We start from the raw sequence: 15793 nt of genomic DNA on the forward strand, positions 1-15793 counted from the left end.
TAACATATATCGTATATTAGCGCTGTTCATGCTATGCCCTATGCACAAGTGAAAACCTTCTGCATAAAATCTACCTTATTAGAATCTTATTAGAATTAATTTCTAAATTAACTCCAAAATTGCAAGTTAAAAAATGGAAGAAGTAATTGTATTTACGTGTTTGAAAAAGTATAATAATAATAAATCTTAGGTGGGGGAGCAGTAGGGGTATGAGTTTTGAAGAAAAGGTAATGAATTATCTGGCTGAGATACATCAAAAAATTAATGATGTAGATACAAGACTTTCCAGTCTAGAAAAATCAGTAATTCGTATAGAAATTGACCATGGTCAAAAATTAGCAGCATTATTTGATGGCTACGAACAGTTAGAGCAAGGCCAAGAGCAGTTAAAACAAGGCCAAAAACAGTTAGAGCAAGGCCAAGAGCAGTTAAAACAAGGCCAAAGACAGTTAGAGCAAGGCCAAAGACAGTTAGAACAAGGCCAAGAGCAGTTAAAACAAGGCCAAAGACAGTTAGAGCAAGGCCAAAGACAGTTAGAGCAAGGCCAAGAGCAGTTAAAACAAGGCCAAGAGCAGTTAAAACAAGGCCAAAAACGTCTTGAAAAAAGAATAGATGGACTTGAACAAAGCCACGATCGCTTGAGTCAGAAAGTTGACAAATTATCTGTAACTGTTGAACAAAACACACAAGCAATCAAAGAATTGCAGGGCAACGTTAAATCTTTAGAAGAGCGGGTTACAAATCAGGAAATTAAACTGCAGCTAATCAAGTAAATAAAGCACATTCAAGCTTAACTAAGATGTTCCGAAAAAGGTTCATCTAATTTTTTATACCAATATTATTACTAGGCGATCACTTGTAACTTCTACTTACAGGTAGTAACTTAAAAACCCCTGGACGTTAATTACCTACCCAGGGGTTTAATCTTTTAGCTTCTATTAACTTGAAGTAGTATCCAGCTTGCCCTGTGTGCATTCCTCTTCTGATTTAGTCTGTGCATCATCCTTTGCTGTGAAGTGGAAGAATATGAGCAAGGCAGCCATGATGATGTATCCAATTGTATAATCTGGCGCTGCATTAAAAGCCAGACGTGGTGCATGTGAGATGCCAATGAATGCTAGAAATGCTCCCACTAGAGAGAACATGGAGGCCTTAAAGAAGTCCCTCTCAATAATGAATACAGCTATGGCACCCCATATCAAGGCTGTAAACATGGCACCCTGCCCCAGGGAAACCACTCCTGGGGATATATTGGCAACAGCGTCAGGGGCAGCATTATTAAATCGAGTCATTATATAGTTTGCCAGATAAGGTATCATGGCAAGACTCACTGCAGGAGCATGGGACTTGGGTGAAGAAATAAATGCCTGTGATACCATTGACAAACCGACAAAAACTAGAATTGGAGCAATAACTGCAACTGGAATTATTTTAGCAATGGCACCAATTAGGCCCAGGCTGGCAGCCAGGAAAAATACAATGCCGTTAAGCACTGAGTATCCCCTGCCGGCATTCATCCATTTGGAACCCACAGAAGCTATATAAACTGTAGTTGGGAAAACTCCACCAAAGAAAGCTCCAATAATAGTTCCAGTTCCATCAGCAATCTGGGCTTCCCTGACACTATATGAATCACCTGCACATTTCATGGCTTCAACGTTGTTCATGGTTTCAATAAAGTTATAGGCAGATATGGGTATTAAAACAGCGAATAAACCCAACATGGGACCTATAAGGTAAGCAAAACCTTGAAAGCCTGCCAGGGTTGGCAGTATGGGGTAAAAACCTACCTGAGCCATCCCATCTGCAATGGCACCAGGATCAGCCTCACCAAGAACAAAGGCTAATACTGTACCCACGACAATGGCAAAAAGGGAGGTTGGAATCTTAAAAGGCATTGTTACTTTTGCAAATAATCCAAGAAGAATAATAATAAGAACTAACATACCAATAGCCGGCATTGCAAATGTTTTAAAAAATAATTCACCACCAATGAAGGTAAAGGCAACACCAGCCAGGGCCCCAAGCATGGCCGCTCTTGGCAAATTATCTCTTACCCAGGGACCTATAATACTTCCCAGCACCTCAATAATACCTGAAATCAGAGCAGCCGCAACACCTATCTTCCAGGCCATTTCAGGATCACCTGTTAGACTTAACGCAGGGGCTAACACACCAAACAGAAAGATAAACATTACTGGAGTACTAATTCCATAAGCAAGGGCGGTAACATTTGTACGGTTTTCCTTTTCAGCAAGCTTTTTTGCCATGTGAGCATAATATAAGTTCCCAACAAGAACAGCCACTGCGGCACCTGCAATTATTTTTCCGAAAACAATTTCTGCAGGAAATCCCATTCCCAATAAAATAACAGAAATTAGCACAAAGTTAGCCAGGTTATTTTGAAATAGTGCAAAAAAAGCATCAATGTCTTCCTTTTTAAATAGCGGATAATTTACTTTACTCAGTTTGAACACCTCCAGGATTTTTTTGGTTTCCTATTCCCTTGTATTAAGCCACCCTAATCATATATCACCTCCAACATTACTTATTTGCTCTTTAATCCAGCTACAATTAGTTAAAAAAAGTGCCCCACAGTAGCATTTCAAATAAGCTAATATAAGACACCGTTGCCCAAAATATTTTGCAAAACATAATTTATTATACACCTAATATAGTTTTGCAATTTATAGTTCGTTATTTTCTTAATAAATTTTCCATCAAACTGTTAAAAATATCTTCTTGTCGGGGCTATTTCTACTCACTGCATATGCATTAATGTTATATCCAAGCTTTATCAGCAAAAACTTGAGTAAAGTTTGCCTGATTGATTGATTGTCAGACAATTCTTAAAAACCCCTATGCCTCTATTTATATTATTCTCTGTTTGCTTTTAAAATCCTTCTAAGCAACTATAAAAATTTTCAATATTTAAAATAATGGTTTTATCCCCGTGGCACGATAAGCAGATTGATACCATCTATAATCTGGTATATTCTTTTCTTTGAAAGGGTACCGATTTTATCAATTAATTCACTTTTATCAACTGTAGTAATCTGACTAACATTTACTACACTCTGCTTTGGTAAATTACCTTCATCCTTCTCAAGGAGTACATTGCCTGGTATACCTGCTTTTTGAATATTGGACGTTAGAGCACAAACCACAGCAGTGTTCATTCTGCTTTTATTGAAAACATTATTCTGAATTACTACATATGGATGTCTATATGCAATCTTGGAACCTGTTTGATTTCCCATGTCAATCCAGTAAATGTCACCCTGATAGACTGACATTCTACCAATCCTCTCTTTCCACAGCTTTGTTTCTATGCTTGCGCATAATTTCAAGTATTTCTTTATCCTCAGGATCATCCGCCTGATAATGTTCATTAATCTCTTTAATTAGCAGCTCATTTTGCCTCTCCATAAGAAACCGTTCAAGTGCTATTGAATAAAGCCTGCTCCGTGAAATTTTCATTGTTACAGCTGCCTTTTCTGCTTCATCATAAAGCTTTTTTTCAATTGAGACAGCTGTTTTAACAGTATCAGCCATATTTAAAACCTCCATAACACATGGTTATACTAATAGCTATACCATAAGTATAACCATTGGTATAACCATGGTCAAGGTAATAAAAGCAGGCAGTATAAAAAGTACATATTAAAGGCAAAAATTGTATTTTCACCAATCCTTGTGTATAATTGAGGTGAGGGGACTGATTTTTATGGATCAATTACAGGAAGCTGAATTGAGAAAAACATATCTAGAGCGTGCAAAAAGAAAAAAGGAAGCCGAAGAGAAACGTAAAAGGGATGCCTTGATGAAGGCTAAAGAGGTAGCAGCATTCCTTAAACAAAGTTATGGCGTACGTGATGTTACCCTTTTTGGCTCTTTAGCATGGGGAAAACACTTTTCAGTCCATTCTGATATTGATTTGCTGGTTGAAGGTTTTCCAGAGGAGAAAAACTTCTGGAGAGCCCTGGCAGAATCAGAGCATAGGGCAGCTCCCTTTCCTATTAGTTTAGTTTTAGCAGAAGACGCTGCCAGGGGCCTGGTGGAAAAAGCAAAAAGGGAGGGAACGGTGCTGTGACAGGCAAAGAGTTTAGCGTTCTAATTGCCAGAATAAAGGAAGAGCTGGATAATATAGATGCCTTATATCAAGAGTTAAAAAGAAATGGCATCATCAAGGAAAAGCAAAGCGAACTACCTAGCGTGTACCTAAAAGATGATACCTTTGTTTTAAGGGCAACTGCTTCTATCTTACATGATTTTTATGTATCAGTAGAAAATATTTTTAAAATAATCTGCAAAGAGCTTGATGAAAGCATGCCAGAGGGTTCCGATTGGCATGTACAGTTACTTAAGCAAGCTTCCATGGAAATACCTGGTGTTCGACCCAAGGTTATTTCAAAAAAGGTAATGTTGGATTTAGATGAATATAGAGGCTTCAGGCATGTTTTTAGAAATGTTTATGGCTTTAACTTGAATTCAAAAAGATTAAAAGACTTGTTATCTAATCTACCCCAGGTTATAAAGACACTAGAAGAGGAGCTTGAAGCCTTTGTAAAGCTCCTGCAGAGGGTTATGAATAAACAATAGGACAGCAATAATTAAAAATTGAAGAAATGAAAGGGCAAAACTTATGAAAATAAGTGACGCAAAGCCGCGGGTCTAAGACTGTATTTTAACAGTTATGACAGCCGAGCTGCCGAGGTTTTTTAAAAGGGATTGATCTGTAATGCCCGGCAGAGGTGTTGCAGATTTTTATTTATATTAAGAAATGTCAGGATTCAACAAAACTCCCCCCCGAACTTAGTACAATTTTAGTATAATATTGTTAATAAACCAGCTTTTATATATGAATTAATCGAAATAAGGCAAATTTTCAAAGGGCAGGGAAAAACCATTAAAGAATATTTAAGGGAGTGGTCACATGTCATTCTTAAAGGTTATCATGGCAGACGATGAGCCTGGCATATTAGAACTGCTTGCTACAATTCTCAAGGGGTTTGAAGGTGCCAAGCTTGTGGGAAAAGCGGAAAATGCTAATGACACCATAAAACTAGCCAGATCTAGACACCCGGACCTGGCTTTTCTGGATATAGGCCTTCCCGACATGAATGGAATAGAGCTGGCCGAAAGGCTTAGAGAAATAAATCCTAATATAATTATAGTTTTTATTACTGCCCATAAAGACTATTCCCTGGATGCCTTTAAAGTCTATGCCTTGGATTACATATTAAAGCCCATTGATGAGGAGCGGGTTAAATCAACCTTTAAACGTATACTGAAGGGAGCAACTATTTCAGGAAATGGAACACCTTCATTTCCCTTAACAACACCCAGGCTTTCCATAAATCTGGGTAATGAATTGGTATTTGTAAGGCTTAATGATATTCAGTACATTGAGAAGGATGGGCGCTATACCGTGATTCACTGTGTAAATGGGAAATTTAAAACCAGACAGACCCTGCAGGAACTGAAAAAAAAGCTGGGTGCCGGTTTTTTCCGTTCCCATAAATCCTTCATTATTAATACTGAACATCTTGAGCGCATAGTCAATTATGCCAACTCTTCTTGTTATGAAATAAAATTTAAAAACTCTGAAAACAGGGCCCTGCTCAGCCGAGATCGTATACATGATTTAATGTTATATGCTGGTCATATTATCTAGGGGAATGGGGAAAATAACATGGATTTTATGCCAATAATACCCTTTCTGGGTGTATCACTTCCTGAAAGTCTAGTTTTATACTACATGATGTCTACCCTGGCAGGCAAAAGAGTATCATTTTGCACCCTTGCTGCGCTTGCCTTGGTGACCTCTCTTATCTCTTATTTTATCCGCTTATTACCAATAGCCTTTGGGGTTCACTCTTTCTTACAGTTGGCAATGATGACTATTTTTTTAATCCTTTTTCTCAAGTTGCCCTGGAGGAGAGCATTAACTGTGGTAATCTTTGCAGGTATAATACTGGGATTAGCAGAAGGCATCTTTGTTCCCTTTTTAGCCTGGTTTTTTTCCTTAAACCTAAACCAAATCATCTCAGATCCATTACTGCGTATAGCTTTTACCCTGCCTCATCTGGCTTTCCTGGCAGGCTTAACTTATACAGCTAATAAAAGACAGTGGCGCCTTTCATTAATTAAAAAAAGCCCCCTTTTTACCCTTTGCCTTGTCCAGGCCTTTATGCTGGCGCTATTAATGATTAGCTTTCACATTTATGCCTCAGGGGTTTATCCCAGCTTTACCATTAATACTCTAATAAATATCAGCATTATTGTCATATTAATTTCAGCATTGGCTACCATTTTCGTGGCTTTATATTTATTAAAGGTTGTAGAAAGAGAAGCCAGGCTACAAGCAGAGCTGCGCCATGCCAAGGAGAAGAATAAGTTAAATGTGAAAATTCAGGTTGAGCGTCATGACTTCTATAACCATCTTACAGCTATTTACGGGTATATAAAAATCAAAAAACACGACCAGCTCCAAGCCTACATTGAAAACCTCTACCAGTCTGTTCGTCATATTAAAAGTCTTTTAGATATTGAACCACCAGAGTTATCCGCCCTACTAAGTGTTAAGAAAGAGGAAGCTCTTAAAAAGGGCATTGATTTTCGTTGGCAGGTAAATGTTAATAATAAAACCCTGGCCCTTTCGCCAGAGGACCTTACCCATTTGCTGGGAAACCTGCTGGATAATGCCCTGGATGCTGCCAAAGACAGCCATAATCCAAAGATTGATTTAATTTTAAACTGCAGCAAACTAGGCCTGGAACTAAAGGTTGCAAATACAGGCAGTCCCATTCCCCCGGATATTAGAAATAATATATTTGCAGCCGGCTATACTACAAAAGATAAAAGCCAGCACAGCGGCCTGGGGCTGTACATAATTAATGAAATTATACAGCGCCTTGGCGGCCGGCTGGAATTAAGGGAGCCGGAAGACTATCCAGGTGTCCAGTTTGCAATATATATACCCTGGAATAAAGAATAACCTTTTTATAATCAGCTCCATATGGGGCTGATTTTTTGGAGCAGTGGGTTAGATTTTCCTATTTTCTATATGGTGAAGCTTATCCCGGAATCCATGAAGGGTTGGATGTCCATGATGCAGTTCAGTCTAATAGAGAAATAAGAAATGCTACCGTTGGTGAAGTAATAGGCCCAATTGGAGGTAAGCATGGCATTGTAAAAGTTTATGATGACTGGTTAAATGAAACTATTGTATATATGCACATGAAAAATATTAAGGTTACTGTAGGTCAGTAGGAACATCAACCATTTTGGGTAATCAAAGTAATACAGGAACTGATGGTATCCATTTACATGTACAGGCTTTGGATGGTAGATGGCCTGAAGATAAACTTATTCCAAGTGGAGAAGATACCAATTTAGAATCACGTATACCCTATTGGTATATAAATTATTGGATTTAATTACCTCAATCTATTATGAACCATTTTTATTGTTAAGCATACTATAATTAGATTTATAAGAGAGATACTATCTCTCTTATAAATCTAATATTTTATGATTAAAGAAAGGAATTAATTATGCATATTAAAAGAATGCTTGGACTAATAAGTGTAGTTATCTTATTTTTTTCTATGTTAGGATGTAACATAAATACAATCTCTAAAGATAATTACAATAATAATAAAAACTATCTAAAAGATTCTGATTTTTTTTTATATGAATTAGCTTGGATAAATTCTGATATCTTAATAGCTAAAATGGTATCAAGAGAAGATAAATCACTTGGAGAATTAAAAGGCAGAGTCATTCTATGGAATCACCTAACGAATGAGCAAAAGGTTATTTACGAGGGAGTTGAAATGCCAGGTGTTTTACCACATGGTACTATACTTGATAATAATGGACTTTTATATACTTTTGATGGACTTGCATACTTAGTATTTGATACCAGTACCTTTGAATTAAAAAATATTGTAGAAGTACCAGGTATAGCTGGTCAATTTCATCCGTCTATTAATGGAGAATTTGTAATGAGGGGACCTGATGGTTTGACGATATATACGCCAGATAATCCTGAAGAATTATTAATATTAAAGGATGACCAAGATATGATTACAGAAAGCGGAATACCATATACAATTTTTTATGAAGGCCCTGAATTATCATCAGATGGAAAATGGATTGCATTCTATCAAATGGCAGCGGATTTTCTAATTCCCCCCAGAATTGGCCTGATATCAAGAGATGGAAGTGTAGAAAAACTTTTTGATTTTGATACAGCTACAAATTTCACTTGGGCTAGTGACCCGGAAACCATAATCGCAATCAATGAGGGAGGTATATTTAAAGGCCCTTTGGAAATTAAAGTATTTAATATTTTATCGGGAAAAACAATATCAGCTTTATTTGATCAGCCTATTGAAAATCAAAAATTAAGCTATATGATGATCGCAGACACCTATGACACTAAAATATTATTACAAGCTGGTATTTTTAAAGAAGATAAACAATTGCTGCCACTACTTTTATTTGACTGGAATACCGGGGAAAAGAAGTTTTTAACATCCATAGACTATTTATCCGTTTCCGCAACTTTTTCTCCAGATGGAAAGACTATAGCTGCAGTAAGCCTTGATGAAATAGAACAAATTAGTTTCATTCCTGTTAATTAAAATTTTATACAATGGAATGGTAAAGGATACAATACAAAAACACAAGGAAATAATATCAAAGTATTGTTGATTGCACCATAATTATTTGTTGTGCCGACAATTAGGGAGTAGACTTTTCTTACTTAATAACAGATGAGGACGATACTGTTCAATTTATATGTTCAATTTACTATAGTGTCTTTTGTTGACCCTGGTATTTCTTTTTGGTATTATGATGGAAATGATTTAAAAGCTAATCATTATGGTTCCCAAGGGTTTGCTTCTATGAGAACCATACTTAAGCGAGAGGTGAATCTATGAAACGAGATAACTTATTATCCGGAATATCACATTTACTTATTATAGGTGGTGCATATGGATTTATTATCACCCTAATTATTTACCTACTCGAAAAAGACAAGTCAGACTTTTTAAATAATAATCTTAAGCAAGCTATTGGGATGCAAGCTCTTGTATTATCATTAAAAATTTTAGTAAATATTGGGAGAGTTTTTGGTCTAGTACACCCTTTTCAAAATATTATATTTGAAACAATTAAGTTGGATATAATTAGTTTAATGCTAAACATAATAGTAATACCCTTTGCTATATATGCTTCTATTAATGTTTTTAAAGGTAGATTTTTTAAATACCCTGTAATTGGCGAATACATACATAACTACAAATCTCAAAACTGAATGTTAGTGGTTTTCGCTATCCAGGTGTCCAGTTTGCAGTATATATACCCTGGAATAATTGAGCTTTAAACTGAATAAATTACAAAAAATTTGCTTTTTAAAAAATCAGCCCTAAAAGGAGCTGATTTTTTTATGCACTGATTTTAACGGTTCAAGCAGCAATTCATACAGGTTGCACCGCGTTTCTGACATGTTGCGTACATCATATAGGCAAATTATGACATAAAATGCTAAAATTCTTTACAGGGGGTGACAAAATATGCGCGGGATCTCCATTCACAGCCTGGGGTATATGGTTGGAGCCCATATAGCCAAAAAGGTTGATCAACCTGATAGGGCTAATTTCCTTGGCTACGGTGCGGAAATTTTAATTGGCGGTATTGTAAAGCTGGCCGTTCTCTTCCTTGTCAGTGCTGTTTTAGGTATTGTTATAGAAGCTGCTCTTTTACTTGCTGTCATAGCTGTTGTGCGTACTTTATCAGGTGGTGCCCATTGCTCAGCCTATTACCGGTGCCTGATTACAAGTGTCCTTGTATTTACCACCCTGGGCTATACCATTAAGACCATGCATCCATTAATGAGTTTACTACCCTCAGCAGCTTTGGCCGGAATCATTACCTTATATACTTATTTATACTGGGGATATGCCCCCCAGGCACCCCTGAACAAACCATTTAAAAGCAAAGCTGCAGAAACAGACTTTCGCTGCTATACATTAATAGCAGTATTTAGTCTATCCCTAATCGCATTATTACTGGGAACTGAAAGCTTGACAAGCTGGATAATTGCAGGTGGTTTATTGTGGCAGGCCTTTACCTTGACCCCTGCAGGACATGGGTTTATTAAATTTATGGACGTCTTGCTCAGCCCTGGAAGGGAGGAGGTGAAGAACAATGTTGAAGCTGTTAACAAGAGCCATGTATAGCGGAGCAGCTGCAGTATTTGCCCTGGTTGCCATGACTAATATTGGTACAACAAGTTGGTTCATGATGTATCAGCCAGTTCCTCCCAAGAAATACTAGATACGACACGACAAAATGCCCACTAAGTGGGCATTTTGCTATTATGCACAAAAATCAATATGCAGCCCAATTTATATTATAGGACGCCGCACTAAAATGTACTATGCTTAGATAAAATGTCAATTTGTCAAGCCTGACCCCCAAGGAGTTTTTTTACTCTTTCCACTACTTCTGGTATGGCTGCTGCAACTGGCTCACAGCAGCCCTCCTTGAAGTTGGTGTTATCCTCTATCTCTATGGCCAGGATGGTTATTTTCTCTGGGACAGGCATGTTCATCATCCTGCCAAATTCCAACAGGGTAGCCAGGTTCAGGTCATGTATTGAGGCCAGGCGTATTGTATTCTTTAAGGTTTCGGGAGAAAACTCATAGATGTCCCCAACCCTGCCCCCTCTGGTTTTAATGGAATCAATCAAGATTGCTTCCTCATAGCCCAGGAACAAATCCAGCAGGTTAAAGCCTGCCAGGGATGCTTCTATTACATCTACTGAAGCATCACCTAAAAGGCTCTTTTCCAGTTCTCTGGCAGCAAATATGCCCACGCCATCATCACTTAAGATTGGGTTTCCCAGGCCTATGACAACCTTTTTCCCCATTATTTCCATTTTTTGTGCCTCTTGTGCTTGCTCTGCTTGACCTACTGGCATATTTTCTCCTGCAAATTGCCCCGGCTGTCATAGATGTTTATTTCCAGGGGAGCCTTGCCCGGCAGTGAGTGGGTGGCACAGGAAAAGCAGGGGTCATATGCCCTGAAAGCCATTTCCACCATGTTTAGCAAGCCCTGGTTAACTTCCCCATTCTTGATAAGTCCCTTGGCAGCCTTGCCAATACTCATGTTGATTGCACCATAATTATTTGTTGTGCCGACAATTAAATTGATCTTCCTGGTCATGCCATTTTCATCAGCCACATAATGGTGGAATAGGGTACCCCTGGGTGCTTCTACAACACCAACACCTTCTCCTGGGGTTTCAGTAGGAAGAACTCTAAAGTTTGGACTAATGACCTCCTCATCTTCTGCCAGCTCAACAAGCCGTTCCGCTGCATATAAAAGCTCTACCAGACGAGCCCAATGGAAGGCAAGGGTAGCCTGGATGGGCTTTCCGCCAAAGGTATCAACCAGCTTGCCGTAGGCCTCATTGGCCAGGGGAGTGGCCATACCGTCAGATACGTTAATTCTGCCAAGGGGCGCAACACGATAGATGCCGCTATCCTTGCCGTCTGTAAAGCCCTTCCAGCCCACTGACTTCAAATAGGGAATTTTAAGATATGTCCATGGTTCCACATGCTCTTCTATATAATTTAGATATTCAGATGCATCAAACCTGGCCACTTCTTTTCCTTCTGGATCTACCACCCGTATCTTACCCTCATAGAAGTTCATCTGATTATTCTCATCGACAAGTCCCATGGAGTAGGTATTTAGCTGATAGGCATCACTCATAATGAGGTCCACGTACCCTTTATTCTTCAGCACCACATCCTCAAATATCTTTAGAGAAGCCCTGGCAAATTCCAGACAGGATTTTGCCATTGTCAATATTTCATCCCTTTGTTCGGCATTTATCCCCTTGCTCATTCCACCAGGTAGACCTGTTATGGGATGGGTAGCCTTGCTGCCTATCATGGCCTGAATTTTTTGTGCATAGGCACGATGCTTGATAACCTCGCCTCCTATCTCCAATCCTACTTTGGCAACAACGCCAAGGATATTTCTCTCAGCCGGGTCTGCATCTGGGCCCACAACAAAATCAGGGGCAGCCAGTGCATAGAAGTGAGCAATATGGGAATGGACATACTGGGCTGAATACATGATTTCTCTTAACAGTTTTGCCGTCCTTGGAGGGTCTACCTTGTAAACCCTGTCTAACGCTTTCACACCTGCCAGGTGGTGAGCTTGCGGTCAGACCCCGCAGATTCTAGGTACTATTCTCACAACCTCTTCAATAGGTCTTCCCTCACAAAACTTTTCAAAGCCTCTTAATTCTGGAATCTGCACATAGGAATTTTCCACATTGCCCTCTTCATTTAGAAAGATGGCTATTTTGCCATGTCCTTCTAAACGTGTAATGGGATCTATTGTAATCTTTTTCATGATACACCCTCCCTTCTTTTCCCCTGCAGCATGGAGCCTGCAAGGGTAAATCTATAGAATGTGCCAGCCGGATCTAATATTTTATCAACTATCCTTTTTATTTCCCCGGGGTCGTTGCTGTCTATAAGAGACCCTATGGTGCCTATGAGCTTGGCACCCTGATCAAGGCTGCCTTCAGTTGGGCCAAAACAGCCCCTGCAGGGCATATCCATGGCAGTACACCTGCCGCCACAGCCACCCCTGGTAACAGGGCCAAGGCAGATTAATTCCTGCTCTAAGAGACATTTTTCTGAATCCATCATAATTTCTATGGGCCTTTTAATGTCAGTAATCTTTTTCTCCTGTTTTACCTTGGAGCACTCATCACATAATGTTTTGCTGCCTGCAAAGATGGTACCCTTTGCAGGAACAGCCCCGCCTATTAGTGCACTCACAGCTGCCCAGATAGTATCTGGAAGGGGTGCACAGCCTGGAATATAATACTCCACATCTACTACCTGATCTAAAGTATATACATGGTCATAAAATTCAGGTATGTCCAGTTCCCCTTCTGGTGCGTTAAAGTGTGTTCTGGGATAGATTTTTTCCGGGTTATTGGTTGACTCTGTTTCCAGGTATACTCTTCTTAGAATCTCTTCTCTGGTGAAGAGATTGGCCAGTGCAGGGATGCCTCCAAAGCATGCACATGAGCCAAAGGAGATAAGTATCTTGGATTTCCTGCGCAAAAGCTCTGCCATCTCATGGTTTTCGTCATTTCTTATGGCACCGCTAAAAAGACATACATCGATTTCCTTGTCTTTCATGGCCTTAACATCCTCAACCTTGGGATCTAGAGCCAATGGCCAAAAAACAATGTCTGCCGCTTCAGCCAGGGCCAGTATCCTTTCATTTATGTCCAATATGGCAACTCCACATCCTCCACAATCAGCTGCCCAGTAGGCAGCAACCTTCAGCTTAGGCAAGTTTCTCCCCTCCCTTGGACACCTTCATTGGGCCTAGTTGTTTTATCTCCTGGGTCATATCTGCAACGATTTTTGCAAAATTCTCACCTTCTGAAGCAGATACCCATACAAGCTTGAAGCGTTCCCTTTCAATGCCTAGTTGTTCAAGCATCTTAGATAAAAGTGGTTCTCTTCTTAAGGTTTTTACATTACCATCCAGGTAATGACAATCTCCAATGTGTCAGCCACTGACAAGGACACCATCTGCTCCATCTTTAAAAGCCTTCATGACAAACAATGGATCAACCCTGCTGCTGCACATTACCCTGATAATCTTAATATTTTCAGGATACTTAAAACGGGAGATGCCGGCTAGATCTGCTCCTGCATAGGAGCACCAGTTGCAGAGAAAGCCTACAATATTGGGCTCAAAACCCTTGTTTTCACTCATAATCCACAAACCCCCTCTATCTGAGCGAATATTTGCTCCTTGGTAAAATGGGAAATGGCAATTGCACCTGATGGACATGTAGTGGCACAGGTACCGCAGCCCTTACAGACAGCTTCATTAATATAGGCCACCTTTTTGTCCTCATCAAAGGTAATTGCATTATACCTGCACATGTTGAGACAGCTCTTACAGCCTGAACAAATATCCTGATTTAACATGGCTATAATTGGTGATATTTTTACCTTTCCTGTTGCTATAGCCGCCATTGCCTCGGCAGCTGCAGCAGAACCCTGCGCCACTGTATCGGGAATATCCTTGGGACTTTGACAGGTCCCAGCAATATAGACACCTTCAGTTGTGGTTTTAACAGGGTCCAGCTTGATATGGGACTCCAGGAAGAACCCTGATTCTCCCCGGGAGATGTTAAAGATTTGACTTACCCTGTCACTATCCTTTCTAGGAATCAGGGCGCTATTTAGAATGACCATGTCTACTGGAATTTCCCTGTATACCCCTAGTAAAGTATCCTCAACCCTGACAGTCAATTGGCCTTCAATATTTGTAACTTCCGCTCCCTTTCCACGAATAAATGTAACGCCTTCATCTTGGACCCTGTTATAAAATTCCTCATACTGCTTTCCAAAGGTTCGCATATCCATATATAAATCATAGACCTCTGCTTCAGGAAGCTTTTCCTTGGCCAGGTGAGAGAATTTCACAGAGCTCATGCAGCATACCCTGGAACAATGCTTGTGATACTTTTCGTCTCTGCTGCCTATGCAGTGGAGTACGGCAACCCTCTTGGGCTTGGTCCCATCCTTGAGAACAATTTTCCCCTGGGTTGGACCAGATGCATTGGTCATCCTTTCAAACTGCATACTTGTGATAACGTTATCATAGATCCCAAAACCCCACTGGGGAGCAATGCTGGGATCAAACATGTCATGACCTGTGGCAAGGATAATAGCTCCTGCTTCAATTTCCACTATTTCTTCCTTTTGTTCAAAATCTATGGCTTCCCTCTGACAGGCTGTCACACAGGGCTGCTTGCATTTGCCTTTAGTCAGCATGAGGCACTTGTCTGCATCTACAATGGCCTTTAAGGGAACTGCCTGGGGAAAGGGTATATATATGGCACTTCTCTTACCTAATCCTGCATCAAACTCACTTGGTATTTTGTTTTTGTATACACAAACCTCGACACAATCATTACAGCCAGTACAGACATCCTCTTTTACATATCTTGGTTTTTTCTTGATTTTAATCTTATAATTACCCACAAAGCCGTCTACTTCTACCACCTCAGAATGGGTCATTAAAGTTATGTTGGGGTCTTGATCTGCATTTACCATTTTAGGAGTTAAAATACAGGCTGCACAATCCATGGTGGGAAAGGTCTTATCAAACTGGGCCATGTGTCCCCCAATGGACGGCTCCTTCTCTACCAGTACCACCGGATAACCAGCTCCCCCTATTTGCAGTGCCGCCTGAATGCCTGCTATTCCTCCGCCCACCACCAGGGTAGTTCTATTAACAGGCATTTCCCTCTGTTCAATAGGCTCATGGAATACCACCCGTTTAACAGCAGCCCTTGTTAAAGCTGCAGCCTTCTTAGTTGCTGCATCATAATTAGTGGAAACCCATGAACAGTGCTCTCGAATATTGGCCATTTCCAGTAAAAATCCGTTTAAGCCACCCTGCTGCACTGCCTTTCTAAATGTAGGCTCATGCATTCTGGGAGAACAAGCTGCCACAACCACCCTGGTAAGCTTGTGCTCAGCTATATCCTGTTTAATAAGATTCTGGCCAGGGTCCGAGCACATGTATTTGTAATCCCGCGCAACCACCACATTTTCCATGCCATTGGCCTCTTCAGTAACCTTTTCCACATTTACCGTTCCGGCAATATTACTTCCACAATGACAAATGTAAACACCAACTCTCTCCTGCACAT

General features: G+C 39.9%; 18 protein-coding genes and 1 riboswitch. Of the genes, 10 read left to right on the forward strand and 8 right to left on the reverse strand.

From position 1 onward, the window contains the following. Positions 1 to 209 precede the first annotated feature (209 nt). Positions 210 to 773 (forward strand): hypothetical protein, encoded by a 564-nt coding sequence (locus K364_RS24260; protein WP_051534097.1) that lies wholly within the window; start codon positions 210 to 212, stop codon positions 771 to 773. A 165-nt stretch (positions 774 to 938) separates the two neighbouring features. Here the strand turns inward: K364_RS24260 and K364_RS0114470 are convergent, their stop codons facing one another. The 3 genes from K364_RS0114470 to K364_RS0114480 all read right to left on the reverse strand — a co-directional run bounded on the left by K364_RS0114470 (position 939) and on the right by K364_RS0114480 (position 3555). Beyond that, positions 939 to 2384, reverse strand: a complete 1446-nt coding sequence (locus K364_RS0114470) for an NCS2 family permease (RefSeq protein ID WP_207640870.1) — start codon at positions 2382 to 2384, stop codon at positions 939 to 941. A gap of 561 nt (positions 2385 to 2945) precedes the next feature. After that, on the reverse strand, positions 2946 to 3296 hold the full coding sequence (locus tag K364_RS0114475; protein ID WP_028308615.1) for a type II toxin-antitoxin system PemK/MazF family toxin: 351 nt from the start codon (positions 3294 to 3296) through the stop codon (positions 2946 to 2948). 1 nt (position 3297) lies between these two features. Beyond that, positions 3298 to 3555, reverse strand: coding sequence for a hypothetical protein (locus K364_RS0114480; RefSeq protein ID WP_035269561.1), 258 nt, complete (start codon positions 3553 to 3555; stop codon positions 3298 to 3300). Positions 3556 to 3727: 172 nt separating this feature from the next. Between K364_RS0114480 and K364_RS0114485 the strand changes: the two genes are divergently transcribed. From K364_RS0114485 to K364_RS26315, 9 genes are all read left to right on the forward strand, one after another. After that, positions 3728 to 4093 carry a nucleotidyltransferase family protein gene (locus K364_RS0114485; RefSeq protein ID WP_028308617.1) on the forward strand — a complete coding sequence of 122 codons (366 nt, stop codon included), beginning with the start codon at positions 3728 to 3730 and terminating at the stop codon, positions 4091 to 4093. Continuing rightward, positions 4090 to 4602: a ribonuclease toxin HepT-like protein gene (locus K364_RS0114490; protein WP_028308618.1), complete on the forward strand. Its 513-nt coding sequence runs from the start codon at positions 4090 to 4092 to the stop codon at positions 4600 to 4602. Before K364_RS0114485 ends, K364_RS0114490 begins: the two co-directional genes overlap by 4 nt. 23 nt (positions 4603 to 4625) lie before the next feature. Then, a riboswitch (cyclic di-GMP riboswitch) is annotated at positions 4626 to 4716 on the forward strand. Positions 4717 to 4936: 220 nt separating this feature from the next. Then, the gene (locus tag K364_RS0114495) at positions 4937 to 5677 is read left to right on the forward strand and encodes a LytR/AlgR family response regulator transcription factor (protein ID WP_028308619.1); all 741 of its coding nucleotides are present in this window, start codon (positions 4937 to 4939) and stop codon (positions 5675 to 5677) included. An 18-nt stretch (positions 5678 to 5695) separates the two neighbouring features. Continuing rightward, positions 5696 to 7000, forward strand: a complete 1305-nt coding sequence (locus K364_RS0114500; protein ID WP_028308620.1) for a sensor histidine kinase — start codon at positions 5696 to 5698, stop codon at positions 6998 to 7000. 35 nt (positions 7001 to 7035) lie between these two features. Beyond that, positions 7036 to 7275, forward strand: coding sequence for a hypothetical protein (locus K364_RS0114505; RefSeq protein WP_028308621.1), 240 nt, complete (start codon positions 7036 to 7038; stop codon positions 7273 to 7275). 284 nt (positions 7276 to 7559) lie between these two features. Continuing rightward, complete coding sequence (locus K364_RS0114510; protein ID WP_028308622.1) at positions 7560 to 8654, forward strand: TolB-like translocation protein; 1095 nt, start codon at positions 7560 to 7562, stop codon at positions 8652 to 8654. Positions 8655 to 8950: 296 nt separating this feature from the next. Further along, a complete protein-coding gene (locus tag K364_RS0114520) occupies positions 8951 to 9331 on the forward strand; it encodes a magnetosome magnetite crystal formation protein family (protein ID WP_028308623.1) in 381 nt (126 codons plus the stop codon). 259 nt (positions 9332 to 9590) lie between these two features. Further along, positions 9591 to 10256: an accessory gene regulator ArgB-like protein gene (locus K364_RS24265; protein ID WP_051534098.1), complete on the forward strand. Its 666-nt coding sequence runs from the start codon at positions 9591 to 9593 to the stop codon at positions 10254 to 10256. Beyond that, positions 10225 to 10353, forward strand: a complete 129-nt coding sequence (locus tag K364_RS26315) for a cyclic lactone autoinducer peptide (RefSeq protein ID WP_084295901.1) — start codon at positions 10225 to 10227, stop codon at positions 10351 to 10353. Before K364_RS24265 ends, K364_RS26315 begins: the two co-directional genes overlap by 32 nt. Positions 10354 to 10480: 127 nt before the next feature. Here the strand turns inward: K364_RS26315 and K364_RS24270 are convergent, their stop codons facing one another. From K364_RS24270 to K364_RS0114555, 5 genes are read right to left on the reverse strand one after another with little or no spacing between them, the layout of a single operon-like run. Next, positions 10481 to 10999 carry a hydrogenase maturation protease gene (locus K364_RS24270; RefSeq protein WP_051534099.1) on the reverse strand — a complete coding sequence of 173 codons (519 nt, stop codon included), beginning with the start codon at positions 10997 to 10999 and terminating at the stop codon, positions 10481 to 10483. Beyond that, positions 10990 to 12447, reverse strand: coding sequence for a nickel-dependent hydrogenase large subunit (locus K364_RS24275; RefSeq protein WP_084295903.1), 1458 nt, complete (start codon positions 12445 to 12447; stop codon positions 10990 to 10992). Before K364_RS24275 ends, K364_RS24270 begins: the two co-directional genes overlap by 10 nt. Next, complete coding sequence (locus K364_RS0114545) at positions 12444 to 13409, reverse strand: NADH-quinone oxidoreductase subunit B family protein (protein ID WP_028308624.1); 966 nt, start codon at positions 13407 to 13409, stop codon at positions 12444 to 12446. Before K364_RS0114545 ends, K364_RS24275 begins: the two co-directional genes overlap by 4 nt. Then, the gene (locus K364_RS24280) at positions 13402 to 13839 is read right to left on the reverse strand and encodes a hydrogenase iron-sulfur subunit (protein WP_156946487.1); all 438 of its coding nucleotides are present in this window, start codon (positions 13837 to 13839) and stop codon (positions 13402 to 13404) included. Before K364_RS24280 ends, K364_RS0114545 begins: the two co-directional genes overlap by 8 nt. Beyond that, a complete protein-coding gene (locus K364_RS0114555) occupies positions 13836 to 15791 on the reverse strand; it encodes a CoB--CoM heterodisulfide reductase iron-sulfur subunit A family protein (protein ID WP_028308625.1) in 1956 nt (651 codons plus the stop codon). Before K364_RS0114555 ends, K364_RS24280 begins: the two co-directional genes overlap by 4 nt. Positions 15792 to 15793 lie beyond the last annotated feature (2 nt).

Source organism: Desulfitibacter alkalitolerans DSM 16504 (assembly GCF_000620305.1).
Classification (GTDB): domain Bacteria; phylum Bacillota; class DSM-16504; order Desulfitibacterales; family Desulfitibacteraceae; genus Desulfitibacter; species Desulfitibacter alkalitolerans.